This window comes from Nocardioides sp. Z24_21 (genome assembly GCF_058134345.1).
Genome location: NZ_JBYTTH010000001.1, coordinates 734,637 through 754,778 on the forward strand (window position 1 = coordinate 734,637; position 20,142 = coordinate 754,778).

At 73.4% G+C, this 20,142-nt stretch carries 16 protein-coding genes; 5 read left to right on the plus strand and 11 right to left on the minus strand.

What is annotated here, in order from left to right:
• Nucleotides 1-18: 18 nt before the first annotated feature.
• On the minus strand, nt 19-4,773 hold the full coding sequence (locus tag AC3X7Z_RS03615) for a 3-keto-alpha-glucoside-1,2-lyase-like domain-containing protein (protein WP_489975030.1): 4,755 nt from the start codon (nt 4,771-4,773) through the stop codon (nt 19-21).
• Nucleotides 4,774-4,913: 140 nt separating this feature from the next.
• Between AC3X7Z_RS03615 and AC3X7Z_RS03620 the strand changes: the two genes are divergently transcribed.
• Nucleotides 4,914-7,070: an MMPL family transporter gene (locus AC3X7Z_RS03620; protein WP_489975031.1), complete on the plus strand. Its 2,157-nt coding sequence runs from the start codon at nt 4,914-4,916 to the stop codon at nt 7,068-7,070.
• A gap of 13 nt (nt 7,071-7,083) precedes the next feature.
• Here the strand turns inward: AC3X7Z_RS03620 and AC3X7Z_RS03625 are convergent, their stop codons facing one another.
• A complete protein-coding gene (locus AC3X7Z_RS03625; protein WP_186340471.1) occupies nt 7,084-7,320 on the minus strand; it encodes a hypothetical protein in 237 nt (78 codons plus the stop codon).
• Between the two features lie 23 nt (nt 7,321-7,343).
• Nucleotides 7,344-8,258 carry a mycothiol conjugate amidase Mca gene (mca, locus tag AC3X7Z_RS03630; RefSeq protein WP_186340470.1) on the minus strand — a complete coding sequence of 305 codons (915 nt, stop codon included), beginning with the start codon at nt 8,256-8,258 and terminating at the stop codon, nt 7,344-7,346.
• Between the two features lie 37 nt (nt 8,259-8,295).
• On the opposite strand from mca, the gene AC3X7Z_RS03635 reads away from it, so the two are divergent.
• Both AC3X7Z_RS03635 and greA read left to right on the plus strand, forming a co-directional pair.
• The gene (locus AC3X7Z_RS03635) at nt 8,296-8,694 is read left to right on the plus strand and encodes a DUF4307 domain-containing protein (RefSeq protein WP_186340469.1); all 399 of its coding nucleotides are present in this window, start codon (nt 8,296-8,298) and stop codon (nt 8,692-8,694) included.
• A gap of 179 nt (nt 8,695-8,873) precedes the next feature.
• Nucleotides 8,874-9,365, plus strand: coding sequence for a transcription elongation factor GreA (gene greA / locus AC3X7Z_RS03640; protein WP_186341193.1), 492 nt, complete (start codon nt 8,874-8,876; stop codon nt 9,363-9,365).
• Between the two features lie 260 nt (nt 9,366-9,625).
• On the opposite strand, the gene ilvA is transcribed toward greA, so the two are convergent.
• From ilvA to AC3X7Z_RS03665, 5 genes are all read right to left on the minus strand, one after another.
• Nucleotides 9,626-10,837: a threonine ammonia-lyase gene (gene ilvA / locus AC3X7Z_RS03645; protein ID WP_489975032.1), complete on the minus strand. Its 1,212-nt coding sequence runs from the start codon at nt 10,835-10,837 to the stop codon at nt 9,626-9,628.
• Complete coding sequence (locus AC3X7Z_RS03650) at nt 10,834-12,207, minus strand: AI-2E family transporter (RefSeq protein WP_241005196.1); 1,374 nt, start codon at nt 12,205-12,207, stop codon at nt 10,834-10,836. Before AC3X7Z_RS03650 ends, ilvA begins: the two co-directional genes overlap by 4 nt.
• Nucleotides 12,208-12,212: 5 nt before the next feature.
• Nucleotides 12,213-13,634 (minus strand): glutamate mutase L, encoded by a 1,422-nt coding sequence (locus tag AC3X7Z_RS03655; protein WP_489975033.1) that lies wholly within the window; start codon nt 13,632-13,634, stop codon nt 12,213-12,215.
• 3 nt (nt 13,635-13,637) lie between these two features.
• Nucleotides 13,638-14,798, minus strand: a complete 1,161-nt coding sequence (locus tag AC3X7Z_RS03660) for a cystathionine gamma-synthase (protein WP_489975034.1) — start codon at nt 14,796-14,798, stop codon at nt 13,638-13,640.
• 81 nt (nt 14,799-14,879) lie between these two features.
• Nucleotides 14,880-15,638 carry a hypothetical protein gene (locus AC3X7Z_RS03665; protein ID WP_489975035.1) on the minus strand — a complete coding sequence of 253 codons (759 nt, stop codon included), beginning with the start codon at nt 15,636-15,638 and terminating at the stop codon, nt 14,880-14,882.
• 154 nt (nt 15,639-15,792) lie between these two features.
• On the opposite strand from AC3X7Z_RS03665, the gene msrA reads away from it, so the two are divergent.
• Complete coding sequence (gene msrA, locus AC3X7Z_RS03670; protein ID WP_489975036.1) at nt 15,793-16,443, plus strand: peptide-methionine (S)-S-oxide reductase MsrA; 651 nt, start codon at nt 15,793-15,795, stop codon at nt 16,441-16,443.
• 29 nt (nt 16,444-16,472) lie between these two features.
• Here the strand turns inward: msrA and AC3X7Z_RS03675 are convergent, their stop codons facing one another.
• A complete protein-coding gene (locus AC3X7Z_RS03675) occupies nt 16,473-17,486 on the minus strand; it encodes an NAD(P)-dependent alcohol dehydrogenase (protein WP_489975037.1) in 1,014 nt (337 codons plus the stop codon).
• Nucleotides 17,487-17,679: 193 nt separating this feature from the next.
• Between AC3X7Z_RS03675 and AC3X7Z_RS03680 the strand changes: the two genes are divergently transcribed.
• Nucleotides 17,680-18,414, plus strand: coding sequence for an alkylmercury lyase family protein (locus tag AC3X7Z_RS03680; RefSeq protein ID WP_489975038.1), 735 nt, complete (start codon nt 17,680-17,682; stop codon nt 18,412-18,414).
• A gap of 7 nt (nt 18,415-18,421) precedes the next feature.
• Here AC3X7Z_RS03680 and AC3X7Z_RS03685 read toward each other — a convergent pair whose 3' ends face one another.
• Nucleotides 18,422-18,835: a DUF6220 domain-containing protein gene (locus AC3X7Z_RS03685; RefSeq protein ID WP_489975039.1), complete on the minus strand. Its 414-nt coding sequence runs from the start codon at nt 18,833-18,835 to the stop codon at nt 18,422-18,424.
• A 127-nt stretch (nt 18,836-18,962) separates the two neighbouring features.
• Nucleotides 18,963-20,027 carry an FAD-dependent monooxygenase gene (locus AC3X7Z_RS03690; protein ID WP_489975040.1) on the minus strand — a complete coding sequence of 355 codons (1,065 nt, stop codon included), beginning with the start codon at nt 20,025-20,027 and terminating at the stop codon, nt 18,963-18,965.
• Nucleotides 20,028-20,142 lie beyond the last annotated feature (115 nt).

Consider the following 20,142-nt stretch of genomic DNA (forward strand, 5'->3'; position numbering starts at 1 on the left):
CCCGACCACCCGGCACGCTCACCGCGTCAGGCGCACCTTCACGCGCTGCGTGGAGCCGTCCTCGTGCCGGACCACGAGCACGGCCTTCACCGTCGCCTTCTTGCCCAGGAGCGCACGCGCCCGCTGGGTGAGCCGGAAGGTGACGGTGCCCTTCTCCCGCGCGTCCAGGTCGAACGCGCCGGCGCCGAGGCGCGTGCCCGTCGCGCCGCGGGTGCGCAGCACGACCTTGCCCTCGCAGGGAGCCGACCCGCAGCTCAGCACCATCCTGGCCCGGCGACGGTCGCGCGTCGCGTCGACCTTGCCGCCCTTCTTCACCGCGACCACGGGATCGACCGAGGGCGGGACGACGGGCGGGACGACGGGCGGGGTCGGCCGTACCACCTCGAGCCGGGTGCTGCCGCGCCCGGCGTCGACCGCCAGGTCACCGGCGTAGGACGCCACCAGCTCGACGGTGCCCGCGGCCTGGAAGGGGCCGACCTCGATGGTCGCCTTCCCCTCCTTGAGCTGCGCGGGCGGCAGGTCGCTGCCGTTGACGGACAGCACCACCTCGCCGGTCGGGACCTCCGGGGCGGCCGAGGACACCGCGACCTGGACCTGCGTCTTCCGTCCGGTCTCCACCTGCGCGGGTGCCGTCACCGTCACCGTCGACGGCACGTTCTCCGGATCGGCGAGCTCCTTGACCTGCACGTCTCGGTAGAAGACGTTCTCGCCGCCTCCGTGGTTCTGCAGCCCGAAGTAGCTGGGCCACGTCAGGCGGTTGTCCTCCGCCTCGGGGCTGGTGAAGTCGTTGACGAGCACGTCGTTGAGGTAGACGCGGATCCGCTTGCCCTCGACCCGGATCTCGTAGTGGTTCCACTCGTTGAGGCCCTTGAGCGCCGAGTCCCGCTGGGCGTTGGCGCCCTGGAACGTGTAGACGGCACCGGTCGTGCGGTCGGGCAGGTCGGAGGCGTCGATCTGGATCTCGTAGCCGTTGTCGACCGCGACCCACGGGTCGTTGCCGGGATCGGGGAACCCGACGAACACACCGCCGTTGTCGTCCTTGGTCAGCTTCCAGTCGAGCTGGAGGGAGTAGTCACCCTCCAACGGCTCCGAGTGCCACAGCAGCCCCATCCCGCCGTTGGTCTTCAGCGAGCAGTCGGCCTCGCGGGTGAACAGCCCGGGGCCGGCCATGTTCCAGTCCTCGAGGCTCTCGGCGGTGCCGTCGAAGAGCGTCCGGTATCCCGGGTCGGCCGTCGTCGGCTCGCAGGTGTCCGGCGCGACGACGGGGTCGCCGCTCACGCGGAACCAGTCGAACGCGCCGACCTGCCGGCCGGTGCCGTTGTAGGCGGCGACGCCGATGTCGGGGTCGACGAGACCGGTGGCCGGGTAGCCGGCGCCCATCGACGACCAGGTGGCGCCCTGGTCGGTCGACCACCGCGCCTGGATCGCGCTGCCGGTCGAGACCAGCTGCAGCTGCAGGTCCTCGGGAGCGGTCCCGCCGGGGAGGTCGGCGTTGGTGTAGACCATCTCGCCGTTGATCCGGCGGCCCAGCTCGAGCACCCAGTCGCCGTCGGGCGTCTCCATCGCCACGACCTTGGCGTAGTTGTCGGCGTCGGTCCACGCGACGAGGCCGCCCTGGAGGTAGTCGTCGGTGCCCGTCATCGTGAGCTGCGTGGTGGCGGCCCACGGTCCGTCGGCAGGCGCGTCCTGCAGCACCACGTTCCTGGCGTCGACGGCGCCACCGGACAGGTCGCCGGCCTGGGCGTTGATCCTGAGCCGGCCACCGGAGACCTCGAGCCCGCCGGGGGTGCGGTTGCGGATCGTGGTCCAGCGGCAGGCGTCGAGCCGGTCGCCGTCGAACTCGTCGTCCGACGCGACCTCGGCCTCGGGGTCGCAGACCTCGCCTGGCAGTCCGATGTCGAGGTAGTCGAGGTTGACGCGACCATCGGTCGGACCGCCCGCGGCGGGGACGGTGTAGGACAGCGTGTTGGCGCCCTCGTCGAGCTCGACGGTGTCCGTCGACGTGCTCCAGGCGTTCCAGGCCCCGGTGTTGGCGAAGGTGACCGCCTCGACCGGACCGTCGTTGACGGACAGCTCCAACGTCTTGGTGAGGCCCGGCGAGGGGTGCGGGCCGTTGGCGTAGCCCAAGGTGAGGGCGTGCTCCCCCGCCTCGGCGGCGTCGACGGTGAACGTGACGCTCGCCCCGGGCGTCTCGAGCCCGCCGACGTAGCCGGTGCCGCTGAACCCGGCGTGCTCGGTCTGCACATTGGCACCGCCGGACCTCCCCGCGGTCTCGGCCTCGTAGCGCCGCGTCGTGGGCTCGAGGACCTGGACGTAGTCGAGGTTGACGTGCCCGTCGTCGCCCGGGTCGCGGACCACCCGGAGGCTCGTCGGCCCGGCCGGGAGCTCGATGCGCCGGGTGATCGACCCCCAGGTCTTCCACGTGCCCGTCGAGGGCAGGGTGAGCTCGGTGCGCTCCCCGCCGACGTAGAGGCTCAGCGTCTTGTCGCCCTCGAACGGGTTGGGCCCGTTGGCGTAGCCGAGCGTGAGGTCGTACGCGCCGGCCTCGTCGACGACCACCTGCACCTCGGAGCCGGCGCCGTCCTCGCCCATCCCGGCGACGAAGCCGCTGCCGCTGTAGCCGGCGTGCTCGGTGTCGATCCGGGCAGAGCCGGACAGCTCGCCGTCCTCGAGCTCGTAGAGGCCGAACGGGGCGGGCGTCGGCGGCGGCTCGACGTAGCCGGGGTAGCTGTTGAGCGTGTACCAGGCCTCGGTGCTCCACAACGTCTGGCCCGAGGCCGAGTCGAAGGGCCGGGGCGAGCGCAGGTGCACGACGCGGTCGGGCTTCATGCCCTCGACCTGGAGGGTGACCGTGCGGCCGTCGTCGCTGGCCGTCGCGCTGGTGACCTCGAGGCTCTCCTCGTCGAGCTTGGGGCCGCCGTACTGCGCCGTGGCGCGGTAGCGCCACTGCTCGAGCTGGTACTTCGACGCCAGGTCGGTCAGGGTCTGCGCCGACAGCGGCTCGGTGTAGGTGATCTCGAAGCCGCCCTCGACGACGTCCATCGACGCCATGTCGAAGGGCACGTCACCGCTCAGGTCGAGCTTCTGCAGGCCGTAGCGCAGCTTGCCGGTCTGGCCCCAGTTGCCGCCGGCGCCGAGGCCTCCGACGATGAGTGAGCCACCCGGGGCGGCGAGGACGCGGCTGACGCCGGCCTCGAGTCCCTGGGTCATCCGGAACAGCGCGCCCTGGTGGCGGCCGTCCACCTTCTCCAGGTCGGCGCGCTGCAGGCCGCCGTAGGTCACGTCGCCGATGAACATCTGGCCGGCGTAGGGGCCCTCCTCCACGACGATGGGGGTGCTCGGGGAGTTGGCGATCTCGTTCTGCGGCATCCACAGCACCGGCTTGGTCACCGGCTGGTCGTCGAACCGACCCGGGCTGCCGTCCGGCTCGGTGGTGTAGTGGTTGTAGAACTCGCCCGGCTTGATCTCCAGCAGCTTGGACGCGGGCAGCCAGCCGCCCTGGTTGTCGGTCACGAAGATCTCGCCGTCGGCACCCCAGCCCATGCCGTGCGGGGTGCGGAGGCCACCGGCGACGACGTCGATCGCGCCGGTCTCCCTGTCGATGGTGATGTGGGTGCCGCGGTCGTGGGAGCCCTGGGGCACCGTGGTCGCGCCGCCGAGGTTGATCGACACCGACAGGTTCACGTGGAACTTGCCGTCGCGGTAGAGCATCCCGAAGCCGAACTCGTGGAAGTTGCCGTCGAACGGGTAGTCCGCGATCTCGTCCCGGGTGTGGAAGACGCCCTGGGGGTCCTCGCCGGTGAGCCTGACCAGGCCGGTCTTCTCCGAGACGTAGATCTCGCCGTCGACGACCGCGATGCCCTGCGGCTCCTTGAGCTCGCCGGCGATCCGGGTGCGGGTGACGTCGGCCGGGGAGGTCGCGTCCTCGACCCCCTCGAGGCGCCAGAGCTCGCCGAGCTCGACGTTGCCCTGGTCGTTGCCGTTGCCGCCCCACGTGAGGACGAGCAGGTCGTCGCCGTCCCACTCCAGGCCGGTGACCTGCGGCTCGAAGCCGGCGGGGCGCAGGTCGACGAGGTCGTAGGCGGGGTTGAGGCCGTCGAGCTGGAGCCCGTCGCCGGCGGAGTCGCTCTGGCCCTCGCAGTACTTGAAGCCAGGGGCCGTCACCCGCGTCACGTTGGCCTCGGTGCTGAGGGCGGAGGTGGGAACGACCGTGAAGCCCGGCTCGCCGGGCTTGCGCCACGACAGCGTCAGGCGCTCGCCGCCGCCGGCCTCGAAGTAGTCGATCCGCAGCGGGTGGGCCCCGGCGCCCAGGGTGATCGAGCCGTCCTTGGCCGTGTCGCCGTGCAGACCGTCGTGGTCGACGACGACCTGGTCGCCGATGGTGAGCCGCGAGCCGTCGTCGCTGACCAGCCGGAACTCGTAGGTCCCCGCCTCCTCGATGGAGAGGTTGGCCAGCACCTCGACGACGAAGTTGTCCTCGAGGCCCCCGAAGTCGGCCGGGCTCGCCCAGTCGACGACCGGCTCGAGCTGGTCGACGTTGGGGGTCTGCCCCGACTTGAGCGTGCACAGCTCGGAGATCGACTGGCCGAGCTGGAAGGCGCGCATGGTCACCCCCGCCTCGTCGCCCGGGGGCACCGCCGACGCGCTCGGCATCGCGGCCGTGAGGCCGGCCGCCACGGTGACGGCCAGGGCGCCGGCGCCCCAGCGGGAACGGCGACGTGAGCCGGTGCGGGCGGCGCGCGAGCGCGGGTGGAGCACGACGGACTTCGACACCGGGACCTCCTGGGCGCCCGACGGCACGACGCACGCCGGGAGAGCTGTGACGTGGCTCACCCTAGGGCGCATCCGACGCCTTGTGAACAACTTTTGACCGGCAATCGTCAGAAGCGCGGCGGGTGGCTACAGTCGCGCTCGTGCTCGCGGACCTCGGACGGCTGCTCCACCGGTGGCGACGTGTCGTCCTCGCGGCGTGGGCGGCCCTGGCCGTCGCGGGCGCGATCCTCGGGGGATCGGTCTTCGACCTCGCGCGGACCCCCGACCCGCTGCGCGCCGAGGCCGAGTCGGCGCAGCTGGAGCGGCGGCTCGCGGCCGACGACCCGGAGGGCGAGCTCGTGGTCGCCGTGCTGTCCGGGGCGGACATCTACGGCATCGACCTCATCGACCAGGCCAGCCGCGTCCTGCACGACGTGCGCGACCTGCCCGACGTCGTCGAGGTGCGCGACCCGTGGACCACCGGGGCCCAGGACCTGGTGGCGCCCGACCGCACCGGCACGGTCGTCACCGTGGAGATCGATCCCACGGTCGACGACGAGCGGGCCCGGGCGGCGGTCCAGCGGGTGGAGGACACGCTGCGGAAGGTCGCCGTGCCGGAGGTGCTCGTGGGCGGCCCACTGCTGGCCGAGGAGGCCTTCGCCGAGCAGGCGATCCGGGACGCCGCGCGGGGCGAGGGCGTCGCGGTGCTCGTGCTGCTCGTCGTGCTGGCGCTCGTCCTGGGCGGTCTCGTGGCCGGCCTGCTCCCGGTGGTCACCGCGCTCGGCACGGTCGCCGTCGCGTTGCTGGCGCTCGCCGGCCTGGCGCGGGTCAGCGCGGTGAGCGAGTACGCCGTCAACGTCGTCACGCTGCTGGGCCTCGGACTGGCCGTCGACTACGCCCTGCTGGTGCTCGGACGCTTCCGCGAGGAGCGGGCCGCGGCGCCGGGACGCACGGGCACCGCCGACCTGCTCGGCACCACCCTGGCCACGGCAGGACGCACCGTGCTCGTCTCGGGCCTGACGGTCGGCACGGCGCTGGCGGGCCTGCTGCTGGTCGGCGATCCGGTGCTCTCCCCCATGGCCGTCGGCGGTCTCGTCGCCGTCGCGGCGGCGACCCTGGCCGGGCTCACCCTCGCCCCCGCGCTGGTCGCGGTCGCCCACCCCTGGATCGCCGCCCCGGCGCCCCGCCGGGTGCTCGGCGGGACCCCGAGCGCGCACGCGCTCCTGCCGCGGCTGGCCCGGCTCGCGCTGGCCCGACCGTGGCCGGTCCTGCTGGGCGCCACGGCCCTGCTGCTCCTGCTCAGCACACCCCTGCTGTCGCTCGACCTGCGCAACTCCGACGCCCGCTCACTGCCCGCGGACAGCGAGCCGCGGCAGGTCCAGTCGGCGATCGAGCGCGGCTTTCCCGAGCAGGTCGCGACACCGGTCACGGTGCTGGTCGACGCGCCCTACACGTCCCAGGAGACGGCCGACGCGATGGCGCGCATCGTCGGCCTGCCGGGCGTGGCCGACGTGATGCTGCTCGACCCCGTGCCCGGCGACCTCAGCCGGCTGGTCGTGGAGCCGGAGCCCGACGGGGCCGGCGACTACGACGGGCCCCTCGCCCAGGACCTGGTCCGGCGGCTGCGCGCCGCCGACCTCGGCTCGGACGTCCTGGTGGGCGGTCCGACCGCTGAGCTCGTCGACACCCGCGACGCCCTCGCCGAGCGCGCGCCGCTGGCGGTCGCCGTGGTCGTGCTGCTCACGGCGCTCCTGCTCGGGCTGCTCACCCGCTCGGTGGTCGTGCCGGTCAAGGCGGTGCTGCTCAACCTGCTCTCGCTGTGCGCGACCCTCGGCGTGGTCGTCGCGGTCTTCCAGTGGGGGTGGGGCTCCTCCGTGCTCGGCTTCGAGCCGTGGGGCGCCCTCGACGTCACCACCCCGCTGCTGCTGTTCATGTTCGCGTTCGGGCTGTCCATGGACTACCACGTGTTCCTGGTCGCCCGGATCCGCGAGGCGTGGGACGCCGCCGCCGGGGAGCGTCCGACGCGCCGCCGCGCTCGGCCCGTCGACCCGCGCACGGTCACCGACCGCGCGGTGCTGGAGGGCATCACGGCCTCGGGCCCGGTCGTCACACTGGCCGCCGTCGCGATCGGCATCGTCTTCCTGGGCTTCGCGATGGGCGAGCTCGTCGCGGTCAAGGAGATCGGCGTGGGCATGAGCGTGGCCGTGCTCCTCGACGTGACCGTCGTACGCGGCCTGCTGCTGCCGTCGACGATGACCCTGCTCGGGCGGTGGAACTGGTGGCTGCCGAGCCGACGGTCGGGTCGGCGGCAGGGGTGAGCGGCCGGGTGGGTCAGCGCTCGTCGGTGGCGGCGGAGGAGTCCGTCGCGTCGCGCTGCGCGGGCTCGTCGCCGTAGACGCCGGCGTCCTTGGCCGCCTGCGCCTTGCGCAGCTGCTTGACCAGGCTGAACGCGATGACGACGACCGCGAGGATCATGAAGATCCACACCGCGAAGCCCAGCGGGCCGGCTTTGACCTCGGTCGGCTCGGGGGTGGGGTCTTCGAGGAGGACGATCAGCAGGTCGAGCATGCCCCCAGTGTCCCACCTCCCCCCTAGGGAGCGGGTGTCGGGATCCCCGCGAACAGGTCGTCCTCCGGCAGCGAGGTCTCGACCGTCGACTCGACCAGCTCGTAGTCCTCGGTGGGCCATACCTTCTGCTGGATCTCGCGCGGGATCGCGAACCACATGCCGTCGGGGTCGATCTGGGTGGCGTGGGCGAGCAGGGCCTGGTCACGCACGCCGAAGTAGTCGCCGCACGGCACCCGCGTGGTGATGCGGTCGTCCCAGTCGGGCTCGCGCTTCCACGTGGCCAGCCGCTCGGCGTAGGGCGACTCGAGGTCGTGGGCGAGCATCGCCTCGTGCAGGGCGTTGGTCTTCGCCCAGCTCCAGCCGTGGTGGTAGTAGAGCTTCATCGGCTGCCACGGCTCCCCCGCGTCGGGGAACCGGTCAGGGTCGCCGGCCGCGCGGTGGGCGGCCACCGAGACCTCGTGGCAGCGGATGTGGTCGGGGTGCGGGTAGCCGCCGCGCTCGTCGTAGGTCGTCAGCACGTGGGGGCGGAACTCGCGGATCAGGCGCACCAGCCGCTCGGTCGCCTCCTCCAGCGGCACCAGGGCGAAGCAGCCCTCGGGCAGGGGCGGCGGCGGGTCGCCCTCTGGCCAGCCGGAGTCGACGAAGCCGAGCCAGTCCTGCCGGATGCCGAGGATGTCGCGGGCGCGGTGCATCTCCTCGCGACGGATCTCCGTGATGTTGTCCCAGACCTCGGGGCGGTCCATCTTGGCGTTGAGCACCGAGCCGCGCTCGCCGCCGGTGCAGGTGACGACGTGGACGTCGACACCCTCTGCGACGTACTTCGCCGTGGACGCCGCGCCCTTGCTCGACTCGTCGTCGGGGTGGGCGTGCACGTGCATGAGTCGGAGACCGGCGCGGGGCGTCTCGCGGGGGTGCCGGTCTGCGGGGGGCTGGGCCATGCGAGGAGTCTAGGAGGGGGGACTTACCCTTCTGTGCGTGACCACCGACCTCACCGACCTCAGCGATCGCTATGGCGCGCCGGCCCGCTGGGGACGACCCGTGGCCATCGCGCTGACGGTCGTCCTGGCGGTCGTCGGGCTCACCTGGCTGGGGTGGGCGGCGTGGTTCCACGGCAGCCCCGACGTCCGCTCAGACGTCGTCACCTTCGAGGTGACCGACGACCACGAGGTGCGGGCCCGCGTCGACGTCGAGCTCGAGGACGGCGTGCAGGCGAGCTGCCGCGTACGCGCGCTCGCGGAGGACAAGACGGCCGTCGGCGAGCTGGCCTTCACCCCCGTCGACGGCGTCAACGAGGTCGTGATCCGCACCGAGCGCCGGGCGACGTCGGTCGAGAAGCTCGGCTGCACCGCGCCCGGCCAGCCCCGGCCGCGCTGACCGTCGGCCTGCACTTTTGCGCCAGTCTTGCTAACCTGAGCGTTCTGCCCGTCCGGGTGCGCTGGCCGACGTCCGTCGCCGCGCCCACTCCGATCGGACGGAAGACCCACCACACCGACCCCATGCAGGGCGGCTGAGGCACACCCTCGTCCAGTTACCACGTGAGCAGGAGCACCGACATGACCGACCAGGGCACCATCTGGCTGACCCAGGAGGCCTACGACAAGCTGCAGGCCGAGCTCGAGGACCTCAAGGGACCCAAGCGCCAGGAGATCATCGAGCGCATCTCGGCCGCCCGCGACGAGGGTGACCTCAAGGAGAACGGCGGCTACCACGCCGCCAAGGACGAGCAGGGCAAGCAGGAGGCCCGCATCCGCCAGCTCGAGGACATGCTGCGCAAGGCCGAGGTCGGCGAGACCCCGCCCAACGACGGCGTGGTCGAGCCCGGCATGGTCGTCACCGTCGACTTCGGTGGCGGCGACCACGAGAAGTTCCTCCTCGGTGCTCGCGAGAACCTCAGCGAGGGCGACGAGCTCGACGTCTACTCCCCGCAGTCCGCGATGGGCGCGGCGATCAACGGCCGCTCGCGCGGCGACGAGGTCACCTACACCGCGCCCAACGGCAAGGAGCTCAGCGTCACGATCGTGGACGCGGAGCCCTACAAGGCCTGAGCGCGTCGCCACCGCCCGCCACCCCGGCGCACCGAGGCGGGCGGTGGCGCGTACTCCCGTGGTGCCCGCTGCCGCGGCCCGGCCGCACTGCGGGCGTTGCTGCTGCGCTCCGCACGTGCTCCGGCCAGCTCCGTGGGGTAGTCCGACACCTGGAGGGGGTTGCAACCGCCTCCAGGTGTCGGAGTCCCCGCTCGAGCGGGGACTCCGACCGACCCACGCCGAGGAAAGACGCGGAGCCCTACAGGGCCTGACCGGCCCGCTCAGGAGTCGACGCGGTAGCCGCGCTCGCGCAGCCGTTGCACCAGGTGCGCGGCGTGCGGCTCGCCGCGCGTCTCGAGCTGGATGCGCACCTCCACCTCGTTGAGGTGCAGCGAGGGCGAGAGCCGCTCGTGCGCCACCTCGAGCACGTTGGCACCCTCGGCGCCCACCTCGGAGAGGAGGGACGCCAGGCCGCCCGGCAGGTCGGGGATGCACACGCGCAGGTAGAGGTAGCGCCCGGCCGAGGCGAGGCCGTGGCGGATCACCTTGCCGAGCAGGAGCGGGTCGATGTTGCCGCCCGAGAGCACCGCCACCGCCGGCGTCTCGAAGCCGGCCGGGTTGTCGAGCAGCGCGGCGACGGCGGCCGCGCCGGCCGGCTCGACGACCTGCTTGGCGCGCTCGACGAGCGCGAGCAGCGCACGCGAGAGTGACTCCTCGGTGACCGTGACGACCTCGTCGACGTGGTGGCGCACGGCCGCGAAGGTGATGTCGCCGGGCATCCCGACGGCGATGCCGTCCGCCATCGTGCTCATCGACTCCAGCGGCACCGGGCACCCGGCCGCGAGCGACCCGGGGTAGGCGGCCGCCCCCTCGGCCTGCACCCCCACCACCCGGACGTCGGGGCGCAGCGCCTTGATCGCGATCGCGACCCCGGCGAGCAGCCCGCCGCCGCCGGTCGGCACCAGCACCGTGCGTACGTCGGGCGCCTGCTCGAGCACCTCGAGCCCGAGGGTGCCCTGCCCGGCCACGATGTCGGCGTGGTCGAAGGGGTGGATGAGCACCGCCCCGGTCTCCTCGGCGAACCGGCGGGCTGCGACGAGCGAGTCCTCGAGGTAGCGGCCGTGGAACACCACCGCCGCGCCGTAGCCGCGGGTCGCGTTCTCCTTGGGGATCGGTGCCCCCTCCGGCATGAAGACGGTCGCGGGGATGCCGAGCTTGGCGGCGGCGAGCGCCACGCCCTGGGCGTGGTTGCCGGCGGAGGCCGCGACGACGCCGTTGGCCCGCTCCTCCGGGGACAGGCGGGCCATCCGCACGTAGGCCCCTCGTGACTTGAACGAGCCCGTGCGCTGGAGGTTCTCGCACTTCAGCGCGACCGGGCCGCCGACCAGCGCGGAGAGCCAGCGTGACTCCTCCATGGGCGTGGTCACGGTGACGCCGTCGAGCATCTCGCGCGCGGCGACGATGTCGGCGAGGGAGACCTGCGGGGCGGTCATGACGGGTCCTTCTCGTCGGGGTCGGGCGCTTCGGGGCCGGCGAGCGGGCTGTCGTCGTCGGGGACCTCGTCGGCCTCGGTGGGCGGTGGCCCGATGTCCTCGTCGAGGGCCTCGTCGTGGTCCTCCTCACCGATCTCGGTGTAGGACGCGAGGTGCTGGGCGACCGCGTTGCCGGCCGCGGCGAGGGGGACGGCGATGAGCGCGCCGGCGACGCCCGCGACCAGCACGCCGCACCCGATCGCCACGATCACGCCGAGGGGGTGCAGCGAGACGAAGCGGCCCATCAGGAACGGCTGCAGGACGTGGCCCTCCACCTGCTGCACCAGGATCACGCCGCCGAGCATCAGCAGCGCCGTCCACGGGCCCTGGTCGACCAGCGCGACGAGCACGGCGACCGTGCCGGCCACGGTGGCGCCGATCATCGGTACGAACGCGCCGAGGAAGACGAGCACGCCGATGGCCACGACGAAGGGCACCTGCAGGAAGTAGGCCACGATCATGATGCCGATGGCGTCGGCGAGCGCCACCAGCACCGTGGCCCGCACGAACTGCGTCAGCGACACCCAGGCGACCCGTCCCGAGGCGTCGACGCGCTCGCGCGCGGCCCGCGGGGCGAGGCGGACCAGCCACGACCAGATGCGCTCGCCGTCGGCGAGGAAGAAGTAGGTGGAGAACAGCACGATGAACAAGCCCGCGACGACGTGTCCGAGTGCCGTGCCGACCTCGGTGGCGCGGGTGACCACGCCGTCGGCGCCGGTGCTTCCGGAGACGGCGGACTGCACCTGCTTGATGTAGCCGTCGAGCTGGGAGTCGGAGACGTTGAGGGGCCCGGTGCGCAGCCAGTCGCGGACCTGGCCGAGGCCGGTGACGACCGAGTCGGCGAGGTCACTGGCGCCCTGCGCGACCTGCTGGCCGACGAAGGTGAGCAGCAGGGCGACGGTGCCGATCCCGACGATCATGACCATGCCCGTCGCGAGCCCACGTGGCACCCCGACCCGCCGCAGCCACACGACGAGCGGCGACGCCATCGCCGCGAACAGCAGCGCGATCGCGATCGGCAGGGTGATCACGGCGAAGTAGCGCAGCGTCCAGAGCAGGCCGAGACCGGCGACCACGATGACGATGAGGCGCCAGGACCACGCCGCGGCCAGGTCGAGCCCCCACGGCACCTGGGCGCGGCTGAAGTTGGACGGCCCGGTGGTGAAGGCGGGCTCGGACCGGCGCTCGGCGCGTCCCTGCGCCCACTGGCTGACGATGCGCTCGGCGAGACCGTCCTCCTCGCGAGCCAGCGCGGCGAAGAAGCGGCGTCGCCCCGACTCGACCTCGGTGTCGCCGGGGACGTCGGACGCGGGCCTGCCGTGATCGCTCACGTCGCTCACGCTACCGATCCCCCCGTGGCCCTGAGACCACCCAACAGTCGGTGTGCCGCGACCGGGTGGTCCGCGGCGAGCAGACCGGCGGCCGCGAGGACGTAGTCGTGGTCCACCACGACGCGTGGCGCGCGGGGCAGCTGCCAGCCGCCCTCGAAGGCGTCGCCGGTGGCCGGCACCAGCACGCGTCGTACGGCGTCGGGCCCGCCGTGGCGCAGCACCCCGCCCGAGCCGACGAGCAGGTCGACCTCGCGGAGGTCCTTCCCGCTGCGCTCGACCACCCGGCCCTCGGGGCTCACCACGACCTTGCTCCGCCCCGCGTGGCGCTCGAGCGCGATCCGGACCGCGGCCGCGGCGATGGCGAGGTCGGCCTCCTGCTCGGCGTCGCTGTCGGGCAGGAGGTCGGGGCGCTCGCGACGGCGTACGGCGGCTTCGTGCAGGTCGTCGCGGCCGGCCGCCTCGACCGTCGAGATCGCCGACCAGCGCATGCCGAGGTCGCCCTCGACCGTGCGGGTCACCGGGGTGGTCGCGACGACCTCGCGGGCCAGGCCGCTGTCCTCCGGGTCGAGCTCGACGACGCTGTGGACGTCGGTGGTCGCGCCGCCCACGTCGACGACCACGACGTCGCCGGCGCCCGGGTGCTCGTCGTCGAGGCCGCGCGCGAGCAGCTCGACGCCGGTGAGCACGACGTCGGGCGTGGCGCCGCGCACCATGTCGGTGAAGGTGCGCCCGCGCGCGTCGGTGCGGCTGCTGAGGTGCTTGCCGCCGATGACGTGGCTGAGGAAGATCTCTCGGATGGCCCGGCGCGCGCCGTCGGGAGCCAGGACCCCGATGCGCGGCACGACGTTGTCGGCGAGGACGTGGGGGGTGCCCGAGGCGGCGAGCAGCTCGGCGACCACCGGCTGCGACTCGACGTTCCCGGCCACCACGACCGGGCCCGGCCACGGGACGTCGGACAGGAACCGGGCGTCGCCCTCCAGCACCTCGGCGTTGCCGCCGTCGGTGCCGCCGACCAGCAGCACGACATCGGGCTCGGCGGCCCGGAGCCACTCGAGCCCGGTGGCGTCGAGGCCGCCGTGGAGGACGAGCACGACCTTGCCGCCGCTGGAGAGGGCGACCCGCCGGCCCGCCTCGGCGGTGACCAGCTCCTCGTTGCCCACGACCGCGATCCGCAGCCCGCCGCCGGCCGACGAGCAGGCGAGGACGTCGGCATCGATGGCACCGGGGTCCTGCTCGGCCAGCGCCGCCAGGCAGGCGTCGTAGCCGTCGAGGACGTCGCCGTCACCCCCGGCGTCGGGGAGGGTGGTGGGGTGGCTCGCGGTGGCGAGCAGCTCCCCCGTCGCGGCGTCGACCAGCGCCGCCTTGGTGAAGGTCGACCCGAAGTCGACGCAGACGACGCGGGTCTCCGCCGCGACGGGAGGGGGCACGCCTCAGCCCAGGGCGCGGTCGAGGTCGGCGAGCAGGTCGGCGACGCTCTCGATGCCGACGCTCAGCCGCACCAGGTCGTCGGGCACCTCGAGGTCGGTGCCCGCGACGCTGGCGTGGGTCATCCTCCCGGGGTGCTCGATGAGCGACTCGACGCCGCCGAGGGACTCCCCGAGGGTGAACACCTCGGCGCGCTCGCAGACCGCCAGGGCCCGCTCGACGCCGCCGGCGACGCGGAAGGAGACCATCCCGCCGAAGCGCCTCATCTGGCGGGCCGCGACCTCGTGGCCGGGGTGCGCGGCGAGACCGGGATAGATCACCTGGTCGACGCGCTCGTCGCCGTCGAGGAAGTCGACGATCCGCTCCGCGTTGTCGCAGTGGCGGTCCATCCGCACGCCGAGGGTCTTGAGGCCGCGGTGGGTGAGGAACGCGTCGAAGGGGCCGGCCACCGCACCCATGGCGTTCTGGTGGAAGCCGATCTTCTCGGCGAGCTCGAGGTCGCGCACCACCACCGCTCCCCCGACGACGTCGCTGTGCCCGCCGACGTACTTGGTCGTGGAGTGCACCACCACGTCGGCGCCCAGCGTCAAGGGCTGCTGGAGGTAGGGCGAGGCGAAGGTGTTGTCGACCACCAGCAGCGCGCCGGAGTCGTGGGCGACCCGCGCGAGCGCCTCGATGTCGCCGACGGTGAGCATCGGGTTGGTGGGGGTCTCCACCCACACCAACTTGGTGCGGCCGGGCTCGATCGCCGCGGCCACGGCCTCGGTGTCGGCGACCGACGCCGAGCTGTGGTCGGTGCCCCACACCTTGGCGACCTTGTCGAACAGCCGGTGGGTGCCGCCGTAGGCGTCGTCGGGGATGACGACGTGGTCGCCGGGCCGGGTCAGCGCCCGGATGATCGCGTCCTCCGCGGCGAGGCCGGAGGCGAAGGCGAAGCCCCGCTCGCCGTCCTCGACGGCCGCGAGCGCGCCCTCGAGTGCCGTACGCGTGGGGTTGGCGGAGCGGCTGTACTCGTAGCCGCCGCGCAGTCCTCCGACGCCGTCCTGCTTGTAGGTGCTGCTGGCGTAGATGGGCGGGTTGACCGCCCCCGTCATCGCGTCGGGCTCGTAGCCGGCGTGGATCGCACGCGTCTCGAACCCGGCCTTGTTGGCGCGTTCCTGGGTCACCCGGCGAGCGTAGTCCCCGCGCGGGGATGGGGCCCCGCCCGGGGACTGCGGAGCTGGGTGTGGTGCCGTCCTGCTGGTCGTTCAGGGAGCCGCGGCGTCGCCCTCGACGCCGCGGTTCACCGCTGCGGGCGCCGACGCAGCGAAGCCCGCGCTCACGACGGGCGAGCCCGGGCGCATCGCCCAGGTCCCGCGGAACCACGCCGTGGTGGCGCTGTTCGTCTGCGAGCCGACGATCGTCGCCCCGTAGGCGGCGGACCCAGCGGTCACGGTCCCCGGGTTGAAGACGTCCTTCCCGCCCACGTTGGCCGAGCCGCTCTCGAAGACGCACAGGTGGCCGGGCGCCGCGTTGGGGGCCGCCACGGATCCCGAGCAGCCTGCCGGCACCGGGGCCCCGACTCCGATGTAGTGCGCCTCCGGCGGAGTGGCGAGGGTGAAGCCGAAGTCGACGGACTGACTCAGCAGGGTCGTGCCCGGCGCGACCTGGTGCAGGTAGACGCCGCGGAGGAGGCCGGGCGCCGCGGCGTACCGCGCGTCGCTCTCCGCCTTCGTGTAGGACGCCCCCGCGCCGGCGTACCTGGCGTCGCTCTCACCCTTGGAGTAGCCCGAGCCGGCGGGCTCGTAGGAGCCCTTCGGCTGGTAGGCCGCGTCGCTCTGCTTCTTGGTGCGGTAGCGCTTGTCGGCCAGGGGCCGCAGCTCCTTCTTCCAGACCTTCTTCCACTGCGTGGCGACCGCGCTGCTGACCTCGGCGCCGGCCGGAGTGACGGCCATGAGGCCGCCCCCGACCAGGATCCCGGCCAGGACGGCGACGAGGAGCGGCCTGGCTGATCGACGTGACGACATGACGATTCCCTTCGGCGGGTGGTGCTGACGCCTCCACACCGTCCTCCGCCGCCACGGACCGCGCATCGGTGACAGCACGACGTCTAGACCGCGTGGAACTACGTACGCGGCTCCCCGGCCCGAGCGCGCTTGCCCGGCGCGCGACACTTGAGCCATGTTCGGATTCGGCAAGCCCACCACCCTCCCCACCCCCGACCAGGCGCTCCCGGGGCGTGAGCAGCAGCCCTGGACCCTGGGCGAGCACGTGGTGCTGCACACCCCCGTCGTCAGCGACGAGGTCCCCGAGGGGCACGAGGTCGCGATCCTCGGCCTGGGCTGCTTCTGGGGCGCGGAGGAGGTCTACTGGCAGATCCCCGGCGTCTGGTCGACGTCGGTCGGCTACGCCGGCGGCAGCACACCCCACCCGACCTACGAGGAGGTCTGCAGCGGACAGACCGGCCACACCGAGGCGATCCGCGTCGTCTTCGACCCCTCCGTCGTCTCCTACGCCGACCTGCTGAAGAGGTTCTTCGAGATCCACGACCCGACCCAGGGCATGCGCCAGGGCAACGACGTCGGCACCCAGTACCGCTCGGCGATCTACTGGACCACCCCCGAGCAGGAGCAGACCGCCCGCGAGCTGACCAAGGTCTACGGCGACGAGCTCGCCCGCCGCGGCCTGGGCGAGATCACCACCGAGATCCGCCCCGCCAGCGAGACGCCGTACTACTACGCCGAGGACCCCCACCAGCAGTACCTGGCCAAGAACCCCTTCGGCTACCGCTGCCACGCCAACACGGGCGTGAAGTTCCCCGAGACCGCCTGAGGAGCAGCTGCGGCGATCGACGCCGTGCCTCAGTCGTCGATGCGGAGGACGACTCGTCCCACCGGCTGGCCGGACATGAGGTGGCGCATCGCTCGGGCCGCCTGGTCCAGGGGGAAGGTCCGGTCCACCACCACCCGCAGCTGGCCCGCCTCCAGGTAGCCCGCGAGCGTGCCCATCAGCGCCCTCTTGTCGGGTGCTGCGAAGGACCCGCCGCGCAGCTGGGGGGACACCGCCGAGCGTGCCACCAGTCCGAGCACGCGCGGGATGCTGCCGAGCCAGCGGTGCTCGGTCGCGCCGAACGCGTCGTGCGCGATCAGGACGTAGCTGCCTCGCGGGTCGAGTGCGCGGCGGATCTCCCGGAAGGAGTGGTTTCCGGGCACGTCGAAGACGAGGTCCCACCGCTCGCCGCTACGCGTGAAGTCCTCGGACGTGTAGTCGATGACCCGGTCCGCGCCGAGGGAGCCCACGAGGGCGAGCTTGCTCGTGTGGTCGACCCCGGTGACGTGGGCGCCGTACACCTTGGCGAGCTGCACGGCCATCGCGCCGACGCCTCCCGCGGCGCCGTTGACCAGGACTCTCGACCCGGCCGGCACCCGACGTCGGGGCAGGTTGCTCAGCGCGATGAGGCCGGCGGTCGGCACGGCGGCCGCCTCCTCGAAGCTGACGTTGGATGGCTTGAGCGCCACCCCCTCCTCAGGGGCGGTGGCGTACTCGGCGAACGCCCCGCCGTTGCGCCACTGGACACCGCGAACGGTCTCTCCGAAGACCTCGTCGCCCGGCTCGAACCGGGTCACCGCGCTGCCCACGGCCTCCACCACCCCGGCGACGTCGGTCCCCGGCACCTGCTCGCGAGGCGTCCTGATCCCGGAGCCCATGAGGCGGAGCACCGCGGGTCGGCCGGCCACGACGTGCCACACGTCCGGGTGCACCGACGCCGCCCGGATCCTGACCAACACCTCGTCCGGGGCCGGCTCCGGCACCGGCACCTCGCCCAGGGTGAGGTCGTCGACAGATCCGTAGCCGCTCTGGACGATCGCTCTCATGCCCGGAACGTACTGGAACGGCCTCACCCCGGAACGACGAATGCCGAGGGCTGTCGGTCCCGACGAAGCGCGGGGACGCGCGGCTGCGACGCGCAGGTCGCCCCACGACGACTCCGGGAGTCGTGCGGACGACCTAGCGTCGGCGGGGTCGGCTCGTGAGACCGGCAACGACGACGAAAGCGCAGGACCGTCCATGGAGCAGCACCGTCGACCCGACCCGATGAGCAGCGCCGAGGGCCGCCGCCTGCGCCTGCTCGCGCTCGAGGCGTTCGCGCGGGAGGGGCGCGCCCCGACGCTTGCCGAGCTCGCCCGCAGCACCGCTGCGCCGCCCGGGCAGGTGCGAGAGCTGCTCGGCGACCTCGCGGACGCCCACCTGCTGGTCCTGGACGGGGCCGGCGACTCCATCCGGATGGCGCACCCGTTCGCCGCCTCCCCGATGGGGTTCGTCGTCACCCCCCTCGGCGAGGGGGACGACCGACGGTGGTGGGGCGGATGTGCGTGGGACTCCTTCGGGATCAGTGCCGCCCTCGGCCTCGACGTACGCGTCGACACGACCTGCCCGCACTGCTCCGCCTCCCTGTCCGTCCCGGCCGGCCCGGCCACCCCTCCCCCGGAGCACCTCGTGGTCCGCTTCCCGCGACCGGCGCCCGAGTGGTGGGACGACGTCGTCGCGACGTGCTCGGCGATCCGGATGTTCTGCTCGCGCGACCACGCCGACCGGTGGACGGTGGCCCACGCACCGGGCCGCGGACGGGTCGTGTCCGCCGTCACGGTGTGGGACCTCGCCCGCGACTGGTACGCCGACCGGCTCGACCCCGACTTCCGGCGGCCCACACGCGAGCACCAGCAGGCCCTGCTGGACGAGCGGGGGCTCGACGGGGACTTCTGGCGGCTCCCGCCCGGCCCCCGTCGGGAGGACGACGCCTGACAAGTGGCTACGACGCGGCACCCTCCCGCGCCCGGGCCGACTCCTCCTCGGTCGGCCGCCGCCGGGGCGACGGCTGGCGCAGGGCGACGACGAGCAGGGACACCATCACCACGGCGTTGAGGGCGTGCAGCCCGAAGAAGAGGCCGCCGCCGGCGTCGGCTCCCGCCGACTTGCCCAGGTGGACGAGCACCGGCTGCAGGAACATCAGGGCGAACGCGCCGGCGGTGCACGACACCGCGCGCCGGGGCGCCCGGGCCACCAGCCCCGCCACCGTCGTCACCAGCGCGAGCACCAGGACGCCGTAGGCGAACCCCCGGTGGGGCGCGAACGAGCCGGTGCCGATCCCGCGCCCGGCAAGGAAGATCTGGACGGCCACCGACCCGAGGAGGGCGGCGGACAGGATCCGGTAGGTCGCGCGCATCATCGTGCTCCTTCGTCATCGTGGGTGTGGAGGTGCTGGTCATCCATCACGGCACCGTAGGGAGGGCGCACCGACCCGGACCATCCACTGGGGAGGACGGACGTGACGCCGTGGATCGACTCCGCCGTCACGCCCAGCGCGGACTCACCGGGGCCGTGACGCGGAGCGCGAGGTCGCGCACCGGTGACCACCGCGGCGACAGCTGGAGCGCCAGCAGCCGCCTGGACCGGCGCACGAGCCGCTCGCCGACGGGCCGCTGCACCCGGTCGTAGCGCACGAGCGCCGGGACCACGTCGTCCTCGTCGAGGAGCCTGGCCAGGGTCAGGGCGTCGAGGACGGCCTGGCACGCGCCCTGGCCCAGGCTGGGCGCCATCGCGTGCGCGGCGTCGCCGACCAGGACGAGCCGGCCGCGCGAGTAGGCCGGCAGGGGCGGCAGGTCGTGGAGCGGGTGCCGCAGCAGGGCGGGCGGGTCGGTCCGGGCGACGGCGTCCCTGATCTCTGCCGGCCACCCGGCGAGCCGGTCCTGCAGGTCGCGGAAGGAGGACACGGGCGCGCTGTCGGCGACGGGCACGTACCAGTTGGTCCGGCCGGTCCCGGCCGGCGTGACGCCGGCGAACATCCCGCGCCCCCAGATCTCGCCCCAGTGCCCGACGGTGCCGTCGCAGGAGCCCCGCCACACCTCGGCTCCCAGGCTCCGCGGGCGCACGACACCCGCCACGTGACCACGTACGACGCTGTTGATGCCGTCGGCCCCGATCACCACGTCGTGGCCGGCGATCCGGTCGGGTCCGCCGAACGCCGTCCCGAGGGCGAGGTCGACACCTGCGGCCCGGGCGCGGGACACGAGCTCGGCCATCAGCGCCGGCCGCGTCACCAGGCGCACGGGCGCGCCGGCCCTCTTCTCGATGCGCCCGAGCGGCAGGTGGCCCATGACCCGCCCGTCCACCGAGCGGATGGTGGCGGCCCGGTAGGGGTGGGCCTCGCCGAGTCCGGGCGTGACGTGCACGTCCTCGAGGCCACGCCAGGCCGCCGGCCAGAGGCCCAGCGCGGCCCCGCGGGAGTCCACGGTGTCGCGCACGTCCTCCACGCGCACGTGCCAGCCGCGGGCGGCCAGGGCGACGGCCGCCGTCAGGCCGCCGACGCCCGCCCCGACGACGAGCGCGGAGCGCGAGGGAGTGGGTGCAGGGCTCATGGGGCGACGCTACGGAGCGGGAGCGGGCGGCGGAGTCCCCGCAGAGCGTGACCACGGACGCCGGGACGCGACGCGTACGGGACCCGCGGTTGGACAGTCGCCCGGGAGCGAGGCA

Bases quoted from the DNA above. Each gene is read 5' to 3' on its own strand.
- AC3X7Z_RS03680 (WP_489975038.1), top strand. From the start codon at position 17,680: ATGGAGCAGCACCGTCGACCCGACCCGATGAGCAGCGCCGAGGGCCGC.
- AC3X7Z_RS03625 (WP_186340471.1), bottom strand. From the start codon at position 7,320: ATGCTCGACCTGCTGATCGTCCTCCTCGAAGACCCCACCCCCGAGCCG.
- AC3X7Z_RS03675 (WP_489975037.1), bottom strand. From the start codon at position 17,486: ATGAGAGCGATCGTCCAGAGCGGCTACGGATCTGTCGACGACCTCACC.
- AC3X7Z_RS03665 (WP_489975035.1), bottom strand. From the start codon at position 15,638: ATGTCGTCACGTCGATCAGCCAGGCCGCTCCTCGTCGCCGTCCTGGCC.
- msrA (WP_489975036.1), top strand. From the start codon at position 15,793: ATGTTCGGATTCGGCAAGCCCACCACCCTCCCCACCCCCGACCAGGCG.
- mca (WP_186340470.1), bottom strand. From the start codon at position 8,258: ATGGCCCAGCCCCCCGCAGACCGGCACCCCCGCGAGACGCCCCGCGCC.
- ilvA (WP_489975032.1), bottom strand. From the start codon at position 10,837: ATGACCGCCCCGCAGGTCTCCCTCGCCGACATCGTCGCCGCGCGCGAG.
- AC3X7Z_RS03685 (WP_489975039.1), bottom strand. From the start codon at position 18,835: ATGCGCGCGACCTACCGGATCCTGTCCGCCGCCCTCCTCGGGTCGGTG.
- greA (WP_186341193.1), top strand. From the start codon at position 8,874: ATGACCGACCAGGGCACCATCTGGCTGACCCAGGAGGCCTACGACAAG.
- AC3X7Z_RS03690 (WP_489975040.1), bottom strand. From the start codon at position 20,027: ATGAGCCCTGCACCCACTCCCTCGCGCTCCGCGCTCGTCGTCGGGGCG.